Source organism: Streptomyces diastaticus subsp. diastaticus (assembly GCF_011170125.1).
GTDB classification, from domain to species: domain Bacteria; phylum Actinomycetota; class Actinomycetes; order Streptomycetales; family Streptomycetaceae; genus Streptomyces; species Streptomyces diastaticus.
In genome coordinates, this window is the sequence record NZ_BLLN01000002.1 from 138,424 (window position 1) to 158,367 (window position 19,944).

21 protein-coding genes are annotated in these 19,944 nt (G+C 73.2%); 14 read left to right on the forward strand and 7 right to left on the reverse strand.

What is annotated here, in order from left to right:
- The first annotated feature begins 402 nt into the window (after positions 1–402).
- From Sdia_RS02370 to serC, 7 genes are all read left to right on the forward strand, one after another.
- On the forward strand, positions 403–2,064 hold the full coding sequence (locus Sdia_RS02370) for a sensor histidine kinase (protein ID WP_185393297.1): 1,662 nt from the start codon (positions 403–405) through the stop codon (positions 2,062–2,064).
- A complete protein-coding gene (locus tag Sdia_RS02375; protein WP_003950061.1) occupies positions 2,061–2,477 on the forward strand; it encodes a roadblock/LC7 domain-containing protein in 417 nt (138 codons plus the stop codon). The genes Sdia_RS02370 and Sdia_RS02375 overlap by 4 nt, the downstream gene beginning before the upstream one ends.
- On the forward strand, positions 2,477–2,830 hold the full coding sequence (locus tag Sdia_RS02380; RefSeq protein ID WP_100456201.1) for a DUF742 domain-containing protein: 354 nt from the start codon (positions 2,477–2,479) through the stop codon (positions 2,828–2,830). Before Sdia_RS02375 ends, Sdia_RS02380 begins: the two co-directional genes overlap by 1 nt.
- Positions 2,811–3,470 (forward strand): GTP-binding protein, encoded by a 660-nt coding sequence (locus Sdia_RS02385; RefSeq protein WP_100456202.1) that lies wholly within the window; start codon positions 2,811–2,813, stop codon positions 3,468–3,470. Before Sdia_RS02380 ends, Sdia_RS02385 begins: the two co-directional genes overlap by 20 nt.
- A complete protein-coding gene (locus Sdia_RS02390; protein ID WP_100456203.1) occupies positions 3,467–4,825 on the forward strand; it encodes a cytochrome P450 in 1,359 nt (452 codons plus the stop codon). Before Sdia_RS02385 ends, Sdia_RS02390 begins: the two co-directional genes overlap by 4 nt.
- A 97-nt stretch (positions 4,826–4,922) precedes the next feature.
- On the forward strand, positions 4,923–6,221 hold the full coding sequence (locus tag Sdia_RS02395; protein ID WP_189500121.1) for a cytochrome P450 family protein: 1,299 nt from the start codon (positions 4,923–4,925) through the stop codon (positions 6,219–6,221).
- 136 nt (positions 6,222–6,357) lie between these two features.
- A complete protein-coding gene (gene serC / locus Sdia_RS02400; protein WP_115067784.1) occupies positions 6,358–7,476 on the forward strand; it encodes a phosphoserine transaminase in 1,119 nt (372 codons plus the stop codon).
- Positions 7,477–7,561: 85 nt separating this feature from the next.
- Here the strand turns inward: serC and Sdia_RS02405 are convergent, their stop codons facing one another.
- Both Sdia_RS02405 and Sdia_RS02410 read right to left on the reverse strand, forming a co-directional pair.
- Positions 7,562–8,530: a pyridoxal-phosphate dependent enzyme gene (locus tag Sdia_RS02405; protein ID WP_100456206.1), complete on the reverse strand. Its 969-nt coding sequence runs from the start codon at positions 8,528–8,530 to the stop codon at positions 7,562–7,564.
- Positions 8,531–8,870: 340 nt separating this feature from the next.
- On the reverse strand, positions 8,871–9,923 hold the full coding sequence (locus tag Sdia_RS02410) for a hypothetical protein (protein ID WP_100456207.1): 1,053 nt from the start codon (positions 9,921–9,923) through the stop codon (positions 8,871–8,873).
- 100 nt (positions 9,924–10,023) lie between these two features.
- On the opposite strand from Sdia_RS02410, the gene Sdia_RS02415 reads away from it, so the two are divergent.
- The 6 genes from Sdia_RS02415 (at position 10,024) to Sdia_RS02440 (ending at position 14,973) form a co-directional block, all read left to right on the forward strand.
- Complete coding sequence (locus Sdia_RS02415) at positions 10,024–10,713, forward strand: GDSL-type esterase/lipase family protein (RefSeq protein ID WP_100456513.1); 690 nt, start codon at positions 10,024–10,026, stop codon at positions 10,711–10,713.
- Positions 10,714–10,929: 216 nt separating this feature from the next.
- Positions 10,930–11,805: a nitroreductase/quinone reductase family protein gene (locus Sdia_RS02420; RefSeq protein WP_185393296.1), complete on the forward strand. Its 876-nt coding sequence runs from the start codon at positions 10,930–10,932 to the stop codon at positions 11,803–11,805.
- Between the two features lie 224 nt (positions 11,806–12,029).
- The gene (locus Sdia_RS02425; RefSeq protein WP_100456209.1) at positions 12,030–12,371 is read left to right on the forward strand and encodes a hypothetical protein; all 342 of its coding nucleotides are present in this window, start codon (positions 12,030–12,032) and stop codon (positions 12,369–12,371) included.
- Positions 12,371–13,867 (forward strand): C2 family cysteine protease, encoded by a 1,497-nt coding sequence (locus tag Sdia_RS02430; RefSeq protein WP_115067781.1) that lies wholly within the window; start codon positions 12,371–12,373, stop codon positions 13,865–13,867. Before Sdia_RS02425 ends, Sdia_RS02430 begins: the two co-directional genes overlap by 1 nt.
- Positions 13,857–14,192 carry a DUF6406 domain-containing protein gene (locus Sdia_RS02435; protein WP_100456211.1) on the forward strand — a complete coding sequence of 112 codons (336 nt, stop codon included), beginning with the start codon at positions 13,857–13,859 and terminating at the stop codon, positions 14,190–14,192. The genes Sdia_RS02430 and Sdia_RS02435 overlap by 11 nt, the downstream gene beginning before the upstream one ends.
- On the forward strand, positions 14,173–14,973 hold the full coding sequence (locus tag Sdia_RS02440) for a hypothetical protein (RefSeq protein ID WP_189400235.1): 801 nt from the start codon (positions 14,173–14,175) through the stop codon (positions 14,971–14,973). Before Sdia_RS02435 ends, Sdia_RS02440 begins: the two co-directional genes overlap by 20 nt.
- A 208-nt stretch (positions 14,974–15,181) precedes the next feature.
- Here Sdia_RS02440 and Sdia_RS02445 read toward each other — a convergent pair whose 3' ends face one another.
- From Sdia_RS02445 to Sdia_RS02465, 5 genes are all read right to left on the reverse strand, one after another.
- Complete coding sequence (locus Sdia_RS02445) at positions 15,182–16,141, reverse strand: hypothetical protein (protein WP_229830929.1); 960 nt, start codon at positions 16,139–16,141, stop codon at positions 15,182–15,184.
- Positions 16,142–16,203: 62 nt separating this feature from the next.
- A complete protein-coding gene (locus Sdia_RS02450) occupies positions 16,204–16,869 on the reverse strand; it encodes a hypothetical protein (protein ID WP_124287567.1) in 666 nt (221 codons plus the stop codon).
- A gap of 112 nt (positions 16,870–16,981) precedes the next feature.
- The gene (locus Sdia_RS02455; RefSeq protein ID WP_115067777.1) at positions 16,982–17,419 is read right to left on the reverse strand and encodes a hypothetical protein; all 438 of its coding nucleotides are present in this window, start codon (positions 17,417–17,419) and stop codon (positions 16,982–16,984) included.
- Between the two features lie 480 nt (positions 17,420–17,899).
- Entirely contained in the window at positions 17,900–18,265 is a 366-nt protein-coding gene (locus Sdia_RS02460; RefSeq protein WP_100456216.1) for a YkvA family protein, read from the reverse strand.
- 67 nt (positions 18,266–18,332) lie between these two features.
- Positions 18,333–18,836, reverse strand: a complete 504-nt coding sequence (locus Sdia_RS02465) for a hypothetical protein (protein WP_100456217.1) — start codon at positions 18,834–18,836, stop codon at positions 18,333–18,335.
- A gap of 86 nt (positions 18,837–18,922) precedes the next feature.
- On the opposite strand from Sdia_RS02465, the gene Sdia_RS02470 reads away from it, so the two are divergent.
- Positions 18,923–19,918 (forward strand): aldo/keto reductase, encoded by a 996-nt coding sequence (locus Sdia_RS02470; RefSeq protein WP_100456515.1) that lies wholly within the window; start codon positions 18,923–18,925, stop codon positions 19,916–19,918.
- Positions 19,919–19,944: the final 26 nt, after the last annotated feature.

Consider the following 19,944-nt stretch of genomic DNA (forward strand, 5'->3'; position numbering starts at 1 on the left):
CCCCGGCGGCTCCCACCGGACCCGCCCGCCGCCCGTCACCGGCGCCCCGGGAGCGGCGACGGCGCGCCCCCGGCGGGCCGGGACGCCACCCCTCGCGTGACCGACGTCACATCACGGAGCGCGTACGGAACCCCGCCCCACGGTCCGAAAAACCGCCATACAGCGGAATTGATCATTCGCGAACCGTTACCGCCGCGATCCCCGTCGCTCAAGATCTTCCCAAATCGCACACGAAGCCTCTTATAGTTGCCGCGAGTTACGGGGAGTCAGCCATTCCGGGCAGCGTCGGACGCTGTCCGGCAGCGGTCACGCCCCGCAGCCGTACAGCTCTGTTCCGCATCGGCCCCGGGCGCTGACCACGTCCCCGGCCGCCGCCCCCACGCGTCCATGAGGACCCGATTGATGACAGCGACCACCCCCCTCACGCGTTCGGGGACGGAGCGGTTGCCGCTTCGTCCCGCCGTGCGGGCCCTGCTCGTCTCCGTACTCGTCACCGGGGTGCTCGGCACCGCCTTCGTCCTCTCCGCGCCGCCGTCCATGCGCGTACCGCTGGCCTGGTGCACCGCGGCCGGGGCCCTGCTGCTCTGCGTGGCCGCCGTGACCGTGGCCCGGTACGTCCAGCTCGACGAGGCCCTGCGCGCGCGGCTCGACTCGCTCGGCGAGGAGGTGGCCCGGGGCGACAAGGAAAGAGTCCGCCTGACCGGGGAGAACACCCGCCTGGCCGAGGAGAAGCGGGGCGCGCTCGCCGAACGGGACGCCGCACTCGCCTCGTTCGCCAACGCCGCCGGACGCATGCAGGCCCTCGCCACCGGGATGCTCGCCGACCTGCGGGCCATGCAGGAGCGCCACAGCGACGAGGACTTCCTCGCCGACCTCTTCCACCTCGACCACCGCACCGCGCAGGCCGGCCGGCTCGCCGACTCGGTCGCCGTGCTCTCCGGAGCCCGCTCGGGCCGCCGCTGGGCCCGCCCGATCGTCATGGAGTCCATCCTGCGCGGCGCGCTGGGCCGCGTCAGCGGCTATCAGCGGGTGCGCACCCACGCCGCCACCGAGGTCTACGTCGCCGGGCACGCCGCCGAGGGCGTCATGCACGCGCTCGCCGAACTCCTCGACAACGCCACCACGTTCTCGCCGCCCAACGCCGAGGTCCACGTCTACGTGGAGGAGGTCCCGGCCGGGCTCATCGTCTCGGTCGAGGACGCCGGCCTGGTCATGAGCGACGTGCAGCTGCGCCGCGCCGAGGCCGCCGTCTCCGGCACCACCGACCTCGCCGGGCTCTCCGGCACCCGCCTGGGCCTCGCCGTCGTCGGCCGCCTCGCCCGCAAGCACGGGCTGAAGGTCTCCTTCCGGCCCTCGGCGCGCGGCGGCACCGGTGTGCTGGTGCTGCTCCCCCAGGACCTCCTGTCGCGCCCCTCGCGTCCGGCAGGCCCCACGGCTCCCGCGACCGCCGCCTCCCCGGAGGCCCGCGAGCACCCGTTCGCCGGACTCCTGTCCGCCCCCGCGGCGGATCCGGCCCCCACGGCCTCGCCCGCCCCCGCCACCGAGGCCGACACGACGGTCCTCCCGGCCACCTCCGAGGCGGACGGGGCGGACGAGGACGACGCGGCGGCCGGCCCCGTCGCGGCCCCGGCCGCCGATCCCGACCCGTACGACTCCGGTGCCTTCCGGACCGTGCCGTACGACCCGGCGGCGTACCGGGAGAACCGCGAGGACGAGCCCGGGGCGCACACCCGCCCGGCCGCCGACGCGCCGCCCGCCGAGACGCCCGACGGGCACGCCCGTACCCCGCTTCCCTCGCGCCGCGCCGCCCAGGCGCCGCCCCGTACCGAATCCCCCTCACCGGCCACCGGCACCACCCCGGGGGCCACCGGGTCCGGCACCACCGGACTCCCCAAGCGGCGGCGCGGCCAGACCCTGGCGGCGGCCCACCCCGACGGAGCTCCCGCCTCCCCGGGCGCGGCCCCCGACCCGGTCGACGCCCGACTGCGGGCTGCCCGGTTCAGCAGCTTCCGCAACGCCGTCCGCCCGACCGAACCGACCCCGGAAGGCAATGAGTCCCCATGACCGGCACCACCACCGACGAGAAGCTCAACTGGCTGCTGGAGAAGCTCCTTGAGCGCACTCCCGGCGCCCGCCACGCCCTCGTCCTCTCCCGCGACGGCCTGAAGCTGTGCCGTACGCCCGAACTCTCCGTCGACCAGGCCGACCAGCTCGCCGCCATCGCCGCGGGCATCCAGAGCCTGTCGCACGGCGCCTCGGTGGAGTTCGGCGACGGCTCCGGCGGAGTCCGGTCGGCGATGGCCGAGTTCTACGGCGGGGTGCTGTTCATCGTGGAGGCCGGTGACGGCGCGCACCTCGCGGTCGTCGCCGACGAGGACGGCGACCCCGGCCTGGTCGGGCACAACATGAGCGAACTGGTGGAGCAGCTCGGCGAGCACCTGGCCGCCGAGCCCCGCGCCACCGAGGCCACCACCTGATGGGCAGGCCGGGCCGCGACGACGCCCCCGACCGGCTGTTCACCCTGACGGGCGGCCGCAGCCGCGCCGACAGCGACGCCTTCGACCTGGTGACGCTGGTGGTGACGGAGACCGAGCCGACCGCGGGCATGCAGTCCGAGCATGTGGCGATCCTCTCCACCTGCCGCCGTCCCACGGCGGTGGTCGAGCTCGCGGCCGACCTGAAACTGCCCGTCTCCATCGTGCGGGTGCTGCTGACGGACCTGCTGGACCAGGGCCGGATCAGCGCCCGCCACCCCCGGTCCGCCCCGGCTTCCGGCGCGGTGGACCCCGAACTTCTGGAGCAGGTGCTCGTTGGACTCCGCAATCTCTGAAGCGACCGCGGACCCGGCCGCCTCCGCTCAGCCCGAGCGCGCGGCCCTGGCCCGCACCGCCGACAACGGCCTGAAGATCGTCGTCGTCGGCGGGTTCGGCGTCGGCAAGACCACGCTGGTCCGCTCGGTCAGCGAGATCCGTCCCCTCAACACCGAGGAGACGATGACCCGCGCGGGCGAGGACGTCGACGACACGGCCGGCGTCTCGGCCAAGACGGCCACCACCGTCGCCTTCGACTTCGGCCGCATCACCCTGGACGCCCGCAACGTCCTCTACCTCTTCGGCGCCCCCGGCCAGGAGCGGTTCTGGTTCCTGTGGGACCGGCTGTTCGCCGGCACCCTGGGCGCCGTCGTCCTCGTCGACACCCGGCGCATCGCCGACTCCTGGTACGCCATCGACCGGCTGGAGCACCACGGCACGCCGTTCATCGTGGCCTGCAACGACTTCGGCGGCCCCCGGCACACCGACGCCGAGGTCCGCGACGCCCTCGACCTGGGACCGCACGTCCCCCTCGTCCACTGCGACGCCCGCTCCCGCGACTCCGCCCGGGACGTGCTGATCACCCTGGTCGAGCACCTGCGGACGCTGTACGCCCCCGGCGCGCGCCCCACCGCCCCGGCTCAGGAGGCCCTGTCGTGACTTCCTCCCCCACCCCGTCGGCCGCCACCGGCGCGCCCGCCCCGGCCGCGTCCGCCACCGGGGGCTGCCCCGTCGCCCACGGCGCCGGCGGCCCGGCCGCCACCGGGCCCGGCGGCGAGCCCGCGCCCCTGCTGCTGGGCGGCGACCGCTTCCAGTCCGACCCGATCGGGCTCTACCGCGACCTGCGCCGCGACCACGGCCCCGTCGCCCCCGTCGTCCTGCCGGGGCGGCTCCCCGCCTGGCTGGTCATCGGCTACCGCGAACTGCACCAGGTCACCAGCGACCCGGTGCTCTACAGCCGCGACTCCGACCTGTGGAACCAGTGGGACCGCGTCCCGGAGAACTGGCCCCTGCGCCCGATGATCGGCAAGGAGGAGTCGATCCTCTACACCGTCGGCGAACGCCACCGGCGTCGCGCCGCCGTCATGGAGGGCGGCCTGGAGGCGGTCGAGGCGCATCACCTGCGCGCCACCACCGAACGGCTGGCCGACTCCCTCATCGACGACTTCTGCGGCAGCGGCGAGGCCGACGTCATCGCCGACTACGCGATGATGCTGCCCGCCCTCGTCCTCTTCCAGCTCTTCGGTCTGCCCGAGAGCGAGGGCCGGGGCCTCGCCCACGCGATCAACGACATGATCAACGGCGGTGAGCGCGCCCTCGCCGGGCAGCAGCACATCCGCGCGTGCGTCGGCCGGATGGTCGCCGACCTGCACGTGCACCCCCGCGACCACGTCACCAGCCGGATGCTGCGGCTGGGCGGGCACCTGCCCGGCGAGGACCGGGCCGTGATCACCGACGAGTTCAGCGCCACCGAGATCATCCAGGACGTCCTGGTGATGGTGGTCGCCGGCCACCAGCCGACCGCCGACTGGATCGGCAACACGCTGCGGCTGATGCTGACCGACGACCGGTTCGCCGCCTCCCTCTTCGGCGGCCGCCACTCCATCGCCGAGGCGATGAACGAGGTCCTGTGGGAGGACACCCCGAGCCAGAACATCGCCGGCCGCTGGGCCACCCGCGACACCCACATAGGCGGACGCCGCATCCGCGAGGGCGACCTGCTGATCCTCAGCTTCGCCGGCGCCAACTACGACCCGCTGGTCCGCACCGACCAGTCGGCGCTGACCGGCGGCAACAACGCCTTCTTCTCCTTCGGCCACGGCGAGCACCGCTGCCCCTTCCCGGCCCGGGAGATCGCCGAGATCGTCGCCCGCACCGCCATCGAGGTCATCCTCGACCGGCTGCCCGACATCGACCTGGCCGTCCCCGCCGCGGAACTGACCCGCCGCCCCTCGCCGTGGCTGCGCGGCCTGACCCGGCTCCCGGTGCGCTTCACGCCCGTGCCCGCCGGCTGACCGGCCGGGCCCCGGGCCGTTCGGCGCCGCGGGGGCCGGCCCCCTCAGACCCCACCCCCCGCGACGCCGACCGACCCAGCCCACCTGGAGGCACCGCATGTCCCTGTCCGAGACGTCCGCCACCGAGACGCCCGTCACGCCGCCTCCCGGCTGCCCGGCCCACGCCCACGCCGCCGCCCCCGAGGCGTACGTCGCGCTGGACCCGCTCGTCCGCGACCTCGACGGGGAGAGCGCGAAGCTGCGGGCGGCCGGCCCCCTGGCCAAGGTCATGCTGATCGGGGGCATCCCGGTCTACTCCGTGACCCACCACGCCGAGGCCCGCAAGCTGCTCACCGACAGCCGGCTGGTCAAGGACATCAACCACTGGAACGCCTGGAACAACGGCGAGATCCCCGCCGACTGGCCGCTGATGGGCTTCGCCAACCCGGGCCGCTCCATGCTCACCGCCGACGGCCCCGAGCACCGGCGGCTGCGCAACTTCGTCGCCCAGGCGCTCACCGTGCGCCGGGTGCAGAAGCTCCGCCCGGGCATCGAGGCGCTCTGCGCGCGGATGCTCGACGGGATGGAGCGGGCCGCGGACGAGGACGGCGTGGTCGACCTCAAGGCCCACTACGCCCACCCGGTGCCGATGACGGTCATCACCCAGCTGTTCGGCATGCCCGCGCACCACATCCCGCGGCTGAAGGAACTCTTCGACATCTTCCTCTCGACGGTGGTGCCCCGCGAGCAGGTGCCGCCGATGATGGCCGAACTGGACGACATCTTCCAGGCGTTCGTCCAGTCGAAACGCGACAACCCGGGCGACGACCTGACCAGCGGCCTGCTGGAGGCGGCGGCCGACGGCGACACCCTCACCAACGAGGAGATCGTCAACACCCTGAAGATCATCGTCACCGCCGGCCACGAGACGACGATCAGCCTCATCGTCAACGCCGTCCGCGCCCTCTCCGCCCACCCCGAACAGCGGGCCCGGGTACTCGCCGGCGAGATCCCCTGGTCCCAGGTGATCGAGGAGACCCTGCGCCACAACACCCCGACCTCGCACCTGCTGATCCGCTTCCCCACCGAGGACATCGAGGTCGGCGACCAGATCCTGCCCAAGGGTGAGGGGCTGATCGTCTCGTTCTCCGCCATCGGCCGCGACGAGAAGCAGCACGGCCCGACCGCCGGGGAGTTCGACGTCACCCGCGACCCGATCCGCCACATCGCCTTCGGCCACGGACCGCACGTCTGCCCCGGCGCCTCCCTCTCCCGCGTCGAGGCCGAGGTCGCCCTTCCGGCCCTCTACGCCCGCTTCCCCGACCTGACCCTCGCCGTCGACGACTCCGAGCTGCGCAACAAGCCGATCCTCACCCAGAACGACCTCTTCGACCTCCCGGTCCGCCTGCACGGCTGACCCGCGCGGACGCGCCTGGGACCGGCCCCACGCCGGGGCCGGTCCCCCGCACCCCCCCGCGGGTCCACACCCCGGATACCCGTCTCAGTCTCCGGACATTTCGCCGAGGCCCCGGCCGACGGGCTAGGCTCGCGGGGTGGCTGAGATCCGGATTCCCGCTGACATCAAGCCCGCCGACGGACGATTCGGCGCTGGCCCCTCCAAGGTGCGGACGGAGGCGCTCGACGCGCTCGCCGCCACCGGCACGTCCCTGCTGGGCACCTCGCACCGCCAGGCCCCGGTCAAGAACCTGGTCGGCCGGGTCCGCGAGGGCGTACGCGACCTCTTCTCCCTCCCCGAGGGGTACGAGGTGATCCTGGGCAACGGCGGCTCCACCGCCTTCTGGGACATCGCCACCCACGGCCTGATCGAGAACAAGTCCCAGCATCTCTCCTTCGGCGAGTTCTCCTCGAAGTTCGCCAAGGCCGCCAAGCTCGCCCCGTGGCTGGCCGAGCCGACCGTCGTCTCCGCCGAGCCCGGCACCCACCCCGAGGCGCGGGCCGAGGCGGGCGTCGACGTCTACGGCCTCACCCACAACGAGACCTCCACCGGTGTCGCCGCCCCGGTCAAGCGGGTCGCGGGCGCCGACGAGGGCGCGCTCGTACTGGTCGACGCCACCTCCGGCGCGGGCGGCCTGCCGGTCGACATCTCCGAGACCGACGTCTACTACTTCGCCCCGCAGAAGTCCTTCGCCTCCGACGGCGGCCTGTGGATCGGCGTGTTCTCCCCCGCCGCCCTGGAGCGCGCCCGCCGCGTGCACGCCTCGGGCCGCCACATCCCCGAGTTCTTCTCGCTGCCGACCGCGATCGACAACTCCCTGAAGAACCAGACGTACAACACCCCGGCGCTGGCCACCCTCTTCCTGCTGGCGGAGCAGCTCGACTGGTTCAACGGCCAGGGCGGCCTGGACTGGGCCACGGCCCGCACCGCCGAGTCGGCCCGCACCCTGTACGGCTGGGCCGAGGACGTGAAGTACGCCGAGCCCTTCGTCACCGACCCGGCGCAGCGCTCCTCGGTGATCGGCACCATCGACTTCACCGACGACGTCGACGCCGCCGCCGTCGCGAAGGTCCTGCGCGCCAACGGCATCGTCGACACCGAGCCCTACCGCAAGCTCGGCCGCAACCAGCTCCGCGTCGCGATGTTCCCGGCCATCGACCCGTCCGACGTGGCCGCGCTGACCCAGTGCGTGGACCACGTCATCGAGCAGCTCTGAGTTGTGCGGGGCGGCCCGCGCCGTCCCACGCCCCGAGGCCCGCACCGGTTTCCCGGTGCGGGCCTCGGGGCGTGCGCGGACCGGCTCAGCCTCCGCACAGCTCCGTGAACCGCTCCACCGAGACGTTCCCGCCGGAGAGGATCACGCCGACGCGGGGCGGCAGCGGGCCGATCCGTCCGGCCAGCAGCGCCGCCAGCCCCGTGGCGCCGCTCGGCTCCAGGACGGTCTTCAGGCGTTCGAAGGCGAAGACCATGGCCGCGCGGATCTCGTCGTCGGTGACGGTCTCCACGGCGTCGGCGAGGAGGCGGTTGACCTCGAAGGTCAGGGCGCCGGGGGTGGTGAGGGCCTGGCCGTCGGCGATGGTGCGCGGAACCGGGACGCCGACCCGCTCGCCCGCCGCCAGCGAGCGGCGCGTGTCGTCGCCGGCCTCGGGCTCCACGCCGACGATCCGGGTGGCCGGGTACAGGCCCTTGGCCGCCGTCGCCGACCCGGCCATCAGCCCGCCGCCGCCCACCGGCATCACCAGTGCGTCCAACTCCCCCACCTCCTCGACGAGTTCCAGCGCGGCTGTGCCCTGCCCCGCCATCACGTCCGGGTGGTCGTACGGCGGGATCACCGGCAGCCCCCGCTCGGCCGCCAGGGCCGAGCCGATCGCCGCGCGGTCCCCGGTGTACCGGTCGTAGGTGACGACCTCGGCGCCGTACGCCTCGGTCGCCGCCCGCTTGGAGGCGGGGGCGTCCTCGGGCATGAGGATGACGGCGGAGGTGCCGAGTTCCCGGGCGGCCAGGGCGACGGCCTGGGCGTGGTTCCCCGAGGAGTAGGCGGCGATCCCCCGTTCCCGCGCCTCCGGGTCGAGGCGCGAGGCCGCGTGGTAGGCCCCGCGGAACTTGAAGGCACCGACCCGCTGGAGGTTCTCGGCCTTGAGGTGCACCTCGGCGCCGACCAGCGTGTCCAGGGTGCGGGAGCGCAGCACGGGGGTGCGGTGCACCACGCCCCTGACGCGGTCGGCGGCGGCGCGCACGTCGTCCAGGGTGATGGGAAGCGAGGGGGTCACGGCTCTCCTCGGTGACGGGGACTGCGAGCGGTGGAGCGGCGGGGCGACCGGCCCTCCTGTAGGGATCGATCAGACCGATCAACCCTTACCCTAGGCAGTCCGGCGCCTCGCTCGCACGCCTTTTCCCGCCAACCCGCCTCGGCCGTCACCGTGGACCGCCGCGTCGGGAACCTGACGCGGAGGCGCATCCGCGAGGCGGCACCGCCCGCACCTCCACGACGGCCGCGCTCTCCGAGGACACCCTCGGCGCCCGCCCGCCGCACCTCCGGCCCGGAACGCCTCGCCGCCGGCTCGGAGGCCCTGGCGGCGGCCGGCCGCGCCGGGAAGTGACGGTGGGCGGCTACTTCTCCCCGCGCCGCCCCTTGCGCAGCCCGAGCCACGCCAGCACCACCGCGCCGACCGCCACCAGGCCGAGCGTGCCGGCCGGCTGCTCGCCACCCCCGTCGGCCTCGCCGCCGCCTCCGGCCCCGTCCGGGTGCTCGGCCCCGGGGGACTTCGTCCCCTCCGGCGCCCCGCCCTCCCCGTCCCGCTTCTCCACGTCGACCCGGACGACCCGGCTCCGTGCGCCCTCGGCCCCGTACATGAGCCCGGTCCCGTCGGCGGTGTACGTCACCGACTCCGACTGGCCGAGCAGCGGCGCCGAGAGCCGCCGGGGCTCGCCGAGACTCCCGTCGCCCTTCCAGTCGTACGCCTTGGCGCCCAGGTACGAGCGGAGGACCAGCTCGGAGCCGTCCGGGGAGAAGGCCCCGTCGGTCACCCAGTCGACCTCGGCGCCGGTCGGGCGGAAGACGTTGACGCCCTGGGCGGACAGCTCCTCCGGACCCGCGTAGAGGCGGCCGCCGGACTGCTTCTTCGAGGCGATGTAGGCCCGTCCGGTCCCCGGGTGCACCATCAGCGCCTCGGCGTCGCGCGGACCGTCCTCGTACTGGACGGTGAACTGAGTGGCGGCCACCGCCTGGTCCCGCAGTTCGGCGGGCTCCGGCAGGCGGTAGATCCAGACGTGGTCCCAGGTGCCGCCGAGGTTGTCGCCGATGTCGCCGACGTAGAGGTTGCCGTCGGGGCCGAGCGAGACGGCCTCCACGTCGCGCGGCTCGCCGACGCCCGTCATCGTCACCGTGGCGACGGTCCTGCCGGTGCGTGAGTCGACGGCGTAGAGGTAGGCGCCGTCGTCGCTGTCGTTGTGCGTCCAGTACACGCCCGGGTGCCGTCTGCTCGCCGCCAGCCCGCTGGACTCGGTGATCCGGGGGTCCTCGACGGTGAAGTCCTGGTCAGCGCCGGAGGCCGCCGCGGCGGGGGCGACGGGCGCCAGGAGCAGCGCCCCGGCGGCGAGGACGGCGGCGGCCCGCCCGGGGCGGACCGGCCGGCGGCGGGCGGTGCTGGAACGGCGGCTCATGGCCCCAGTCTGCTACGCCGCCGTCGCCTCGCGGCGCCGGGAGCCGGTCGTGGCCGGGCTCACGTCCTCGGTGCCGCGCCGCTGGGAGATGATGCTGCCCATGCGCTTCCTCTTCGTCGGCGACTCCATGACGGTCGGCCGGGCCGGGGACTTCACCTGGCGCCACCGCATGTGGCAGCACCTGGAGACGACCCTCGGCCCCGGCGCGTACACCATCACAGGCCCCCGCACCGGCCTGTACGCGGGCGACGGCGCCGAGGCCTCCGAGGCGTACGCGGACCCCGCCTTCCCGCCCGCCGCGCGCCGCCACCTCGCGGGCTGGGGCGAGGGGTGGCGGCACATGGCCCCGCTGATCCAGCCGGTCGTCGCCACCACCCGCGCCGACGTGCTGCTGGTCGCCCTCGGCCTGATCGACCTCGGCTTCTACGCGCACGCCGAGGAGACCGCCGAGCACGCCCGGACCTTCCTGTCCCGGGCCCGCGCCGCCAAGCCGGACGTACGCGCCGTCATCCTCCCGGTCGTCCCCAACGTCCGCGCCCGCACCGACCCCTTCTTCGCCGACGACTGCGCCCGCTTCAACACGCTCCTCGCCAAGACCGTCGCCGAGCTGGACCGCCCCGGCTCCCCGCTCCTGCTCGCCTCCCACCCGCCCGGCTACACCCTGGACGCCGACACCTACGACGGCACCCATCCCGGCCCCTCCGGCGAACACCGCATCGCCGCCGCCTTCGCCGACGCGCTGCACCAGGGCTGGGGCGTCGGCGGGCCGTACCGGAGCCTGCCGGAATGACACCTTCCGCCACAACTCGGGCGGGAGGTCCGGGACTTGGGTTAGGCTGACGCCATGACTGCCGGGTCGGCCTCGCGCCGTTCACGAGTAGGGCACCCGGCCTCCGCCTGACGCGGAGGCGGGGACGAGCCCCGCCTTTCACCTTTCTCCACCCCACCCCGCCGCCGCGCACTCCCGCGCCGCGTGCCGATGGCCCCGGAGAAAGGCTCACTCTTCTTGACCACCACCGCGACACCCTCTTCCGCGACGCCCGAACCGCACCCGGTCCACGCCTTCAACCAGGCGGTGATCGAGGAGTTCCGCGCCAACCGGGGAAGGGTCGGGGGCCCCTTCGAAGGCGGCCGCCTGCTCCTGATCACCACCACCGGCGCCCGCTCGGGCCGCCCGCACACCAACCCGGTCGGCTACCTCCCCGACGGCGACCGCGTCCTGATCATCGCCTCGGCGGGCGGCGGTCCGCACCACCCCGCCTGGTACCACAACCTCGTCGCCCACCCCGTCCTCACCGTCGAGGACGGCACCTTCACCTACGAGGCCCGCGCCGAGATCCTCACCGGCGAGGAGCGCGACCTCCTCTTCGCCCGGGCCGCCGAGGCCGACCAGGGGTGGGCCGAGTACCAGCGCGGGACCACCCGCGCCATCCCGGTGGTCGCCCTCACCCAGATCGGCGCCGGCCCGCCCGCCGGCGGCGACCCGGCAGCCCTGCTGCTCGGCGTCCACGACGCCTTCCGCCGCGAACTGAGCACCGTCCGCGAGGAGTTCGCCGCATCCGGGCCCACCCTCATGGCGCAGCTGAAGGTCAACTGCCTGACCGTCTGCGACAACCTCCACGCCCACCACACCATGGAGGACCGCGGTCTGTTCCCCGCCATGGGCCGGCAGCACCCTCAGCTGGCCCCGCAGCTCGACCGGCTGCGCGCCGAGCACGAGACCGTCGCCACCCTCCTGGCCGAGCTGCGCGCCACCCTCGGCCGCACCGACGCCACCCCGGCCGGCCTCCTCCCGGACGTCGACCGCCTCATCGCCGAACTGGAGGCCCACCTGACCTACGAGGAGGAGATCCTGCTGCCTCTCCTCGAGCAAGCCGCCTGACCGCACCACCGCCTCACCGCCATCCCCGCGCCCGGGCGCTCTCACGGCCGCGTGCGGGGAGGCGGCGGGGTGTGTGCCGATTGTGTGTCCTCCGTAGAGACGGCCGCCGCTCCGTAGGAGGCGGTGGCGGCCACCCGTATGCTGCACCAGCGGTGCTCCCGGTCCGCGACGGCGGACCCGGCGGGCACGGCACGCAACGGGCCGACGGGGGAGAGGAACGGCGCATGGGTCCCAAGGACGCCGACAGTGAAGCCGAGTTGAAGAAACGCGCCGAGCGGTTGCGGGAGTGCGCCCGCCAGGCCCGTACCCTCGCCCGCGGCCTCGGTCCCTACCTGGACGACGCGGTGAAGAAGGCCACCCCGCGCGCCGCCGCGGGAGACGGCAAGGGCGCGATATGGCAGGGCCCGTTCGCCGACGAGTGCACCACCAAGCTCCAGCAGCGCAAGCGCACCCTCAACAACATGGGCACGGCGCTGATGGCGGACGCCACCCGCTGGGAGAGCCAGGCCGAGGAACTCGACCGGCAGGCCGAGAAGACGGCCAAGGCCGAAGCGGGCGGCGGCTGATGGCCTTCCGCGGATTCGACGCCGCCAAGCTGCGGGCGCTCGCCGGCGACCTGGACCGGAAGGCCGGGGACTCGGCCGGCCTCCACTCCAGACTGGCGACGCTCCTCACCACCGCCCAGCAGAACCTGCCGCCGGGCCAGGCCGCCTCCCGCGACCCCGACCTCCAGGGCCTCGTCGGCGACCTGGTGCCGATGCCGTCCTTCTTCGGCGGACGCCGCCGCCTGCCCGGCTCCCTGCAGAGCGAACTCGGGGACATGCAGGGCTCCATGAAGCGCCGGGTACGCCAGATGGAGGGCCTCCAGGAGCTGGAGAAGCTCGGCTACCCGGTCAGTGACGGCAGCGTCTTCCTGGACGAGAAGCCGCCCGACCCGAAGAAGATCGACGACGCCCTGCGCAACTTCCAGGGCCTGCGCGGCACCGACTTCGGCACCAACGGCAACCGGGACGACCTGGAGAGGATCGCCGCCGAACTGGACGGGCTGAGCGGCGCCGAGCTGGACGTCTTCATGTCGAAGGCGTCCCCCGACGACCTCGCCTTCTACAACGAGTTGCTCTCCGACACCTCGGACTCCGGCTGGAACCCGTTCGACGAGAACGGCCTGCCCGAGGACCAGCGCCGCGACACGCTCAGCCTGATGCTGTCCAGGATCAGCCCGCAGAACGTCGCCAAGTTCCAGACGGCCTTCCCGGACATGCAGCCCACCTTCACCAACACGGGCGCCTACGAGAGCGGCGGCAACGACCAGAACGGCCTGACCAACAACGGCATCCACTGGGCACCCCCCTCGGACCCGCTGTTCCGCGACGGCGTCTCCGCCGACGACGTCAGCCAGAACCAGTTCGGCGACTGCTGGTACGTGGCCTCGCTGGCCGGGCTCTCCCAGCAGAACCCGAAGTTCATCGAGGAGGGCATCAAGGAGAACCCGAACGGCACGGTCAGCGTCCGCGTCTGGGACAAGGAGGGCAACCACCACTGGGTCACCATGACCGCCGACCTGCCCACCGACCAGAACGGCGACCCGATCAGCACGTACGGCAACGGCGAGACCTGGCCCGCGTACTACGAGAAGGCCTTCGCGATGGTCTACTCGGAGGACGGCGAGGGCGAACGCGGCTACGGCGGCATCGAGGGCGACGACCCCAAGAAGTCCGCGCCCTACCTGACCGGCCAGGAGGGTGAGGACCTGCGCACCGGCGGCTTCCTCGGCATCGGCTCGGGCCAGGACAAGGACATCGACCGGCTGCGCGAGGCCTACGAGTCGGGCCAGGTCGTCACCGTCTCCACCCCTGACGACGAGAGCCTCGACAAGGACCACCCCAAGGAGTGGGGCAGCACCTACCACACCAACCACGCCTACTACGTGCGGGGTTTCACCGACGACGGCAAGGTCGTCCTCGGCAACCCCTGGGGCACCCAGGGCTATCCGCCGATCACCGTCAGCCAGGACCAGCTCGACAAGTACTTCCACTACCCCGAGGCCTTCGATGTCCCGTGACGACGACGCCCCTCGCGTCAAGTACCCCTTCGCGTTCGACGGCCGGTGGGTGCTGCGCCACCACGTGCCGTACTCCGTCGAGCACGAGGGCCGCACCCACCGGATCGTGGCGACCGTCTTCTCGCAGCCCTCGGTGCACGGCCGCGTCCAGATCAGTTGCGAGGGACTGCCCCCCGTCGAGCACGACGGACTGACCCCGGGCGACACGGTGGAGGTCACCGGCGACACCTGGCGGGTGGCCGAGGTCGACTACCGCACCCGTGTCGTCCTCGAAGGCCCGGCGGACACCCACGGGGAGGACTCCGGTGACCAGGCGGACGCGTAAGCACGGCTACGGCACGGCAGCGGCCGCCGCGCTGGCCCTGCTGTCCCTGGCGGGTTGCGGCTCGTCACCCGAGGCGGGCGGGGAAGGCGGCGGTGGGGGCGAGGCGACCCCGGCCGCCCGCGACAAGGGCCCCGCGTGCGTCGGCGAGGCCCCCGGTGAGGGCGGCGTCCACGTCCTGCGGGGCGGCGGCTTCAAGTTGCCCGGCGGAGGCGGCGTGCAGTACGCCGGGGCCTCCGCGGACGGCACGACGCGGACGGCCACCCTGCGCGACGGCGCCACCTACGCCTCCGGCCAGGAGCAGTGGAAGGTCACCCCCGGGGCGGAGGTCACCGTCTCCGGTCACGGCTACACGGTGCGGCAACTCTGCGCCCACCGCGTGGTCCTGGAGCCGCGGGCCGCCGAGGACAGGGCCGCCCTCGCCACCGGGCCGAAGTCGCTCGAACCCCGCCAGGGCGCCGCCGACGCCCCCCTCTGCTTCACCACCAACCCCACCGTCCTGGCGGCCGCCGCCAAGGGCTTCCCGCCCGAGGGCGAGACCCTCTCCCTGCTCGGCAACGGCGGGGTACGGCGCTTCCCCACGGGCCTGTCCGTCACGGTCGCCTACGTCCACAAGGAGACCGGAACCGCCGGCCTCGACGCCAACTGCGCCGGTGTCCAGGTCGCCGGCTACGAGGACGTCCGGCCCGGGGACACCGTGGAGTTCGCCGGGGTGCGGTTCGAGGTGTCGGCGCTGACCCCACAGGCGGTACGGCTCACCCGCCTGGGCGGGGGGAAGAGCTAGGCCTGCGCCGTGTCCGCCGGTGTCCGCCGGTGTCCGGTGCCGTGCTCTCGGCACGCCTGGCACAAGCTCTCGTACCGGACGTACCCGGGCTTTCGCCCGGTGCGGCGAGCGTGTGTGCCGGGCACCGTGGGCGCCGTGCGGGATGTGAGGACGTCCCCCAGGGGAAGCGGGGGGCCGGCCGGTGGCCCGCGCCCCCCTCCCCGCCGGGTCAGCGGTTGATCGACTGGATCTCCTCGACCTCGACCGCCTGCTCGTTCCCGAACGTCCCGTCCGGCAGCGCCTGCGCGGCCGCCACCCCGGTCCCGGTCCAGCTGATCTCCCAGGTCACCGTCGCCTCCATGGCGTACGACCCGCCGCCGGAGGACCGCAGGTAGGTCACGCCGCACGGCGGCTCCTGGTTCGCCTTCCCCTTGGCGTACGGTTCCCCGATCGACCCGTCCCCGTTGAGCGCGCACTCCCCCGACGCCGGATGCAACCGCGCGTCCTTCGTCCCCGGCTCGATCGTCAACGACTTGGGTGTGGCCGTGGTCGTGGCGGACATGTCCAGCCCGCCCACCGCCAACGAGGCCGTCACCGAGACCGGTTTGAACTCCCCACCGTCCAACCAGGCCCAGGTCGGCAGATTCACCTTGCTCCTGCCCCCGGGGGCGAGCGTGACCTCCGTCCCGGGCACCTTTATCTGTTCGTAGGCGAGCCCGGCGAGGATTTCGGGCGTGATGACGTTCTCGACCTCGGGGGTCTCACCGTTGTCGGCCCAGAAGGGGATCCGGTCGCAGGCGAACTGTTCCTCGAAGGGTGCGTTGGGATTCTGCACTGCTCCCCACCACATCCCCTCGCCCTCCTTCTCCTCGTTGAAGTTCTCGTATTCCCCGTCGATGTAGTTGTGCCGCTCCTCGTTCCACTTGTTGCGAGCGTCGGGCGGCAGACCTGGATCGTGAAGTATCGCCTGATAGGTCAACTGGTAGTAGTCGCGAAGCTCGTCCGGGGTCCATTTCGGCGCGTACCAGCAGGGCGGCGGCGACCAGTCGGTCTGCGCCGCGGCGACCGGGCCGGCCGCCGGTCCTGAACCATTCTTCGAGGTGTCGTACTTGATCACCTCGACCTGGGCGTTCAGGTTTCCGTTCTGCTGCCCACCGGAGGGGACCAGCGATTCACCACGGTCCGCCATAGCCGGAGTGCTCGCCACCAGCAGCAGGATGGTCCCTGCTCCGAGGACCGGACCTCGACGGCTCAGGCGGCGCACTCGGCCACCCCCTGCTTTCCGGTAATGGCCTTAGCGCGCCACGGCCCCTTCCCCGATGTAGGAGCCTCCAGGACCAGGGTGAAGGAGTAGTAGCTGTTTTCGCTGGGCTCAGTGACCTTCACCTTTCCCCCCTTCACGTTCTTGCTGTAGAACTTCGACTCGTCCTGGCAATAGGTGACCGACGCGGTCCTGGTCCCGGACAGCTTCACCTGAGCAGAGGGAAATTGCTGCACACCGCTGACAGTGTGCCCCGCTTCCTTGGCCTGCTTGATCTGATCCTCGGCATAGGTGGCTGCCTGGCTGAGCGGGACCGTGTAGAACTTGTACGGCGAGCTGCGCGGGTCCTGCTCGGTGATGCCGTAAATGATCGACCTCAGATACTGCTCCGTGTCGTCAAGTACTGCAGCCTCTTTGGCTTCTGAGGGCTTCTGCCAGGCGAACTTGAACTCGACGTCACCCGGAAACTCCATCTCGGGCCGGTCGATCCCATCCCCCGCTCCCTTCTCGCCAGGCGAAGCCGAAGCCTCGGCGGAGTTCTCCCCCGCGCCTGCGATCTTGTCGTCCGGGTCGGACGACTCCCCGCCGCAGCCGGTCAGCAGGAGGGCGGTCGCCGTGGCGAGTGCGGTGAGGGCGGGCAACGTTCGGCGGTTCACGTGACGACTCCCGGTGCGGGCGAAAGTTCGGACTGGGGAACTGACGCTATCGCCGGGGTATTTGGTTACGCCAGGCGGCTCGGGTGCCCGGCGGGCGAGGGGCCGGAAAGGGTCAGGTGGTGCGCTCGTACGTGCCCGGGCCCCGCTTCCCCTCGCCGGTGACCGTGAGGGTCTCGGCGGGGTCGGCGTCGGGCAGGGTCAGCGTGAGGGTGCGGTCGGGGCCCGAGGTGCAGGTCAGCGACGCCGTGTAGGCGGTGCGTCCGGCCCGCTGTGCCTCTCCGTTGCACGTGGCGTCCTCGGCCGTGAGCGTGACCGCCCCGTCGTCACTCACCGTGAGTGTGGCGGGCGCCTCCGGGTCGGCCTTGTCCCAGACACCGGTGAGCGGCCCGGCCGGCCCGGTGGTGGCGGGGCTGGGCGCGGGTGCGGCGTAGCTGGCGGTGGACTGCGGGGCCGGGGCGTCGTCGCCGGAACCGCAGGCGGCGGTGAGGGCGAGCAGAGGGCCGCACAGGAGGGCGGCGGCGGTCCGGCCTCGCGGTGTTCGCTTGGGCACGGGTTCCCCCGATGGTCTGCGGCGACGGCGACGGTTGTCGCTGGGCACGCTGCCAGCAGCCTCGCCCCGCGTCAAGCACGCCCCGGCCGCACGTCGGGCAGCCTCCTCACCGCACGGCGGGGCTTTCGTGAGCGGGGGCCGGTCCGGTCGAGGTGGCGGGACGGCGCGCCGCTCGGCCGTACCTCCCCCGCCCTCGCGCGGCCGGACGGTCCGAACCCGGCCAACTCCCGCGTCTCCAGCGCCGGGACCGGCACAGGAACGCTGGTCCAGCGGGCCCGCAGCCCCACGGAATCCACGTCCCCGTGGCGGGAGCCGGAGGGCGTGGGCGTCGCCTACCGGACGGCGGCGGGCGGTGTCCGTCTCCGCCTCGGCGTCTCCTCCTCGGCTTCGCCCCGGGCGTGGCGGGCGGCCACCGCAGCAATCCGTTCGGATGTCTTGATCAAATCCGGCGACTGTCGACAACGCTCGTGGTCAATACAGCTAGCGGTCCTTCGTCAGGGACGCCCGCCGCGGTCCCGGCCCCTCAGCCGTTCCCGTGCCCGTCTCCGCACCGCCCGCGCGCTTCTCACGGCGGGCGGCGACGGCGTGGGCGCCGGCTGAGTGCAGGGAGCGCAGCGCCAGCAGGAGAAAGCCGATGTCGTCGAGGTAGACGGGGTCGGGCAGCAGGTCGACCGGCGAGACGGTGTAGACCACCGCGGTCCAGAACAGGGCCTTGTTCTGGAGCGGGACGCCGGCGTCCACCAGAAGTCTGCGGGCCCGGAAGACGCGTACCAGCAGGACGAGGACGGCCGCCAGTCCCGCCAGGGCGAGGACCACGGCGAGGGCGATCCATTGACCGGTGCTCATGGGGCCACGTCTACCCCGGCGGGCCGGGGCGCACCGCGCCGGCCCGGTCGCGGGGCGGGCGGCGGCTTCACGCGAACCGCTCGCCGCAGCGCGAGCAGTACACCGGCGCCGGGTCGTCGGAGACGCGGCCGCAGCCGGGGCAGACCCGGTCCATGAAGCAGGGGGCCTCACCGCCGGGGGGCTCGGCCGCGTGGACGGTGCCGGGCGGCGCGGAACCGATGGACAGGCCGGGGCGGCGGCGGTGGACGGTGAGGTAGGCGAGGCCGTGCGGGCCCGCGGTGAACGCGCGCCGGGAGCCGCGCGGCAGCCACAGCACGGCGGACTCCTCCAGCGCCGGCCCGTCCGGCTCGACCCGTCCGCTTCCGGCCACGACCACCAGCAGCACGTCGAGGACGGATTCGCGGTGCTCGCCGACCACCGCGCCGGGCGCCAGCCGCACCAGGTTGGCGTCCAGTTCCCGCCCGTCCTCGGCCAGCCGCCACAGGGCGCCCCGCTCCTCGTCACCGGCCGACGCCAGTCGCTCCCGCACCACCGCCAGCAGCTGGGGCCGGGCCCCGGTCGTCTCAGTCATGGCTCCGAGCCTGCCACAGGGCACCGGCGGAGCCACGCCGCCCCGCACCCTTGCCTGGAGCACACCCGAAGGGCTTGGCTGTGGACATGAAGTACACGCAGCTCGGACGTACGGGTCTCAAGGTCAGCCGTCTCGTGCTCGGCACGATGAACTTCGGGCCGAAGACCGGCGAGGCCGAGAGCCACGCCCTCATGGACGCGGCCCTCGACGACGGCATCAACTTCTTCGACACGGCCAACGTGTACGGCTGGGGGGAGAACAAGGGACGCACCGAGGAGATCCTCGGCACCTGGTTCGCCCAGGGCGCAGGCCGCCGCGACAAGGTGGTCCTGGCCACCAAGGTGTACGGCAACATGGGTGCCGACGGCGACGTGTGGCCCAACCACGACCGGCTCTCCGCCCTCAACATCCGCCGCGCGGTGGACGCCAGCCTGCGCCGGCTCCAGACCGACCACATCGACCTCTACCAGTTCCACCACGTCGACCGGCGCACCCCGTTCGACGAGATCTGGCAGGCCATGGACACCCTGGTCCAGCAGGGCAAGATCCTGTACGCCGGTTCCTCCAACTTCCCCGGTTACAAGATCGCCCAGGCCAACGAGGTGGCCGCCCGCCGCGGCGGCCTCGGCCTGGTCAGCGAGCAGTGCCTCTACAACCTCGCGGAGCGCCGCGCGGAGATGGAGGTCATCCCGGCCGCCCAGGAGTACGGCCTCGGTGTCATCGCCTGGTCGCCGCTGCACGGCGGGCTGCTCGGCGGCGCCATCCGCAAGGAGCGCGAGGGCGGCGGGTCGCGCACGAAGGACGGCCGCTCGGGCGACGCGCTGGCCAACTCCACGATCCGCGCGCAGGTCCAGGCGTACGAGGACCTGCTGGAGAAGCACGGTCTGGAGCCGGGCGAGGTGGCGCTGGCCTGGCTGCTGACGCGGCCCGGGGTGACCGGGCCGATCGTCGGGCCGCGCACCGACGAGCAGCTCGCCTCGGCGGTCCGGGCCGTGGAGCTGGAGCTGCCGCGGGAGCTGCTCAGCTCGCTCGACGAGATCTTCCCCGGCCCGGGGCCGTCCCCGGAGGCGTTCGCCTGGTAGGGGCCGCCGAAGCGGCGGGCGCCCCC